The sequence below is a fragment of the Humidesulfovibrio sp. genome (assembly GCF_035560995.1).
Classification (GTDB): Bacteria; Desulfobacterota; Desulfovibrionia; order Desulfovibrionales; family Desulfovibrionaceae; genus Humidesulfovibrio.
Genome location: NZ_DATMYK010000116.1, coordinates 1 through 2503, shown reverse-complemented (window position 1 = coordinate 2503; position 2503 = coordinate 1). Strand labels below are relative to the sequence as shown.

The 2503-nt window shown below is 68.8% G+C and carries 4 protein-coding genes; 2 read left to right on the top strand and 2 right to left on the bottom strand.

Features of this window, described 5'->3' with window-relative positions:
- Positions 1–391, top strand: a 391-nt coding sequence (locus tag VN419_RS04580) for a GGDEF domain-containing protein (protein ID WP_325644919.1), incomplete at its 5' end; no start/stop codon positions are given.
- 39 nt (positions 392–430) lie between these two features.
- On the opposite strand, the gene VN419_RS04575 is transcribed toward VN419_RS04580, so the two are convergent.
- Entirely contained in the window at positions 431–634 is a 204-nt protein-coding gene (locus tag VN419_RS04575; protein ID WP_325644917.1) for a 4-oxalocrotonate tautomerase family protein, read from the bottom strand.
- Entirely contained in the window at positions 616–1524 is a 909-nt protein-coding gene (locus tag VN419_RS04570; protein WP_325644915.1) for a DMT family transporter, read from the bottom strand. The genes VN419_RS04575 and VN419_RS04570 overlap by 19 nt, the downstream gene beginning before the upstream one ends.
- A 104-nt stretch (positions 1525–1628) precedes the next feature.
- Between VN419_RS04570 and VN419_RS04565 the strand changes: the two genes are divergently transcribed.
- On the top strand, positions 1629–2501 hold the full coding sequence (locus tag VN419_RS04565) for a LysR family transcriptional regulator (protein ID WP_325644913.1): 873 nt from the start codon (positions 1629–1631) through the stop codon (positions 2499–2501).
- The last annotated feature ends 2 nt before the right edge of the window (positions 2502–2503 follow it).

Here is a 2503-nt window from a genome sequence, read left to right as displayed (position 1 = left end):
CCTGGACCACTTCAAGCGCGTGAACGACACCCTGGGGCATGTTGCGGGCGATGAACTGCTGCGCGACGTGGCCGCCCTGTGCCAGCGCTCCCTGCGCGAGGGCGACGTGTTCGCCCGCTATGGCGGCGAGGAATTCGTGGTCGTGGCGCCCTTCACCACCGCGCGCGAGGCCGAGGTGCTGGCGGAACGCCTGCGCCAGGCCGTGGAGGCCGAGCCCTTCGCCGCCACGCCGGACCGGCGCGTCACGGCCAGCTTCGGCGTCGTCAGCGCCCGGCAGGGCTGCCTGGAGACGCTGCTCAAGATTGCGGACGAGGCGCTCTATGACGCCAAGGAAGCCGGCCGCAACACCGTGGTGCTGGCCGGAATAGAGGTGGATGGGGCCGGGGCGTAGGCAAGCCCGCAGCCCTTCACGCCCTCCACGCCAGCCGCCTCAGCTCCCGCGCTTGCGCCGCACGGTTACGCTCTCTCCGCCGATGCCCCAGTTGTCGGTGTCCACTTCATCAATGACGACCACGGTTGTTTGCGGGTTTTTGCCCAGGGTGTCGCGCAGCAGCACGGTGACGCCTTGGATGAGCGCGGCCTTCTGCTCGGCTGTGGCGCCCTCGCGGGTGATCTTTATGTTGACGTAGGGCATGGGGTCCTCCCGGTTTCAAGGGTGTTGGGCCGCGCGGCGAGGTAGGCGCCGCTGGACACGGCCAGCAGCCCTCCCGCAAGCCAGGGGGTCATGGGTTCTCCAAGCAACGGCACTGCGATGAGCCCCGCCAGCACCGGCACCAGGGCCAGCAGCGCGCCCACCCGGGCCGGACCCAGGCTCTCCACCGCCTTCACGTACAGCAGCATGGCCAGGATGGTGGGGCCGAGACCTTGGTACAGGCCCTGGATCACCAGAGTCTGTACGGCAACCTGGTCGAGGGCCTTGGGCAGGACGAAGAGGTACACGGGCAGGTAGAGCAGGGCCGAGGCCAGGGCCATGAATCGGGTGAGCAGCCACGGGCCGGGGCTCCAGTTTTTGGCCAGCACGCTGAACACGGCCCAGGAGGCGGAGGCCGCCAGCATCAGCAGGTCGCCTTCCAGCACGCCGCTGTCCGGCGTGTTGCGGAGAAGGGGCGCGGCGGTGAGCGCCATGCCGAGGCCGATGACCAGAAAGCCCCAAAGCCGCGCCGGGTTCGGGCGCCGCCCGGTGATGAGCAGCGCCGCCAGGGCCACGAGGAAGGGCTGCAGTCCGGGCAACAGGATGGCCCCATGGGCGGCGGGCACGGTTTTGAAGGCCATGTACGCCAGCAAGCCATAGGCAACGCCGCCGATGAGCGCCAGGAGCCAGAGGCGGCCGTCGCGCCAGAGGGCGGCGGGCAGCGGCTTGGTGAACAGCACAAGCGCCAGGGTCGCCGTGCCCAGCCGCAGGGCCAGGATGTCGTAGGGGGTGAGGTCGCTTTTCCCGCCCGAGCGCGAGATGAGAATGAACCCGGTCCAGATGGCCACAGTGCCTGCGGCCGCCAGATACCCGTTGCGTGTGCCGTGCTGCATGCTTCCTCCCGTCTGTCTTGCCGAGTGCGAGAAGAACATGTAGATGTTTTCTGTGTTCTTGAAAAATGATTTTAAATGATAGAAACAATCTCTGGATGAGAACCATGAACCTCGACGACCTCGCGATGTTTCAGGCGGTCATCCGCCAGGGCGGCGTGACCAGCGCGGCAAAAAGTCTGCACCGCGTGCAGTCCAGCGTCACCACGCGCATCCGCCAGCTTGAGGAAAGCCTGGGCGTGGCCCTGTTCCTGCGCGAAGGAAGGCGGCTGAAGCTTTCTCCCGCGGGGCGGGTGCTGGAGGGCTATGCGGCGCGCCTGCTGGATCTTGCGGCCGAGGCGCGCAACGCCCTGACCCTGGGCCTGCCGCGCGGCCCCTTGCGGCTGGGCTCCATGGAGAGCACCGCCGCCACCCGGCTGCCGCCTGTGCTGGCCGCCTTCCACCAGCGCTGCCACGAGGTGCGGCTGGAGCTGCACACCGGGCCAACGGCGCGGCTTGTGCGGCTCACGCGGGAGGGGGCTCTGGATTGCGCCCTGGTAGCGGGGCCGGTGCTGGAGCCGGATTTGGAGGCCGTGCCCGTGTTTTCCGAAGAACTCGTGTTGGTGGCCTCGGCCGGGCACCCGCCCATACGCCGGGGCGCGGATTTGCAGACGCGCACGGCGCTGGTCTTTGAGGCCGGATGTTCCTACCGGCAGCGGCTGGAAGGCTGGCTGGCCAGCCAGGGACTTGTTCCGGAGCGCTTCGTGGAGCTGGCTTCCTACCACGCCATGCTGGGTTGCGCGGCCTGCGGCATGGGGGTTGCCCTGGTCCCCAGGAGCCTGGTGGACCGCCTGCCTGCTGGCGATTCGCTTTCGGCGCACCCGCTGCCGCATCCCTTTGGCCGCAGCGAGACCGTGCTTGTCCGGCGCAGGAACGTCACCGCGCCTGCGGTGGACGCGCTGCTGGCTCTGCTGCTGGAGCCCCCGGCTCAAGGGGCCTGAGC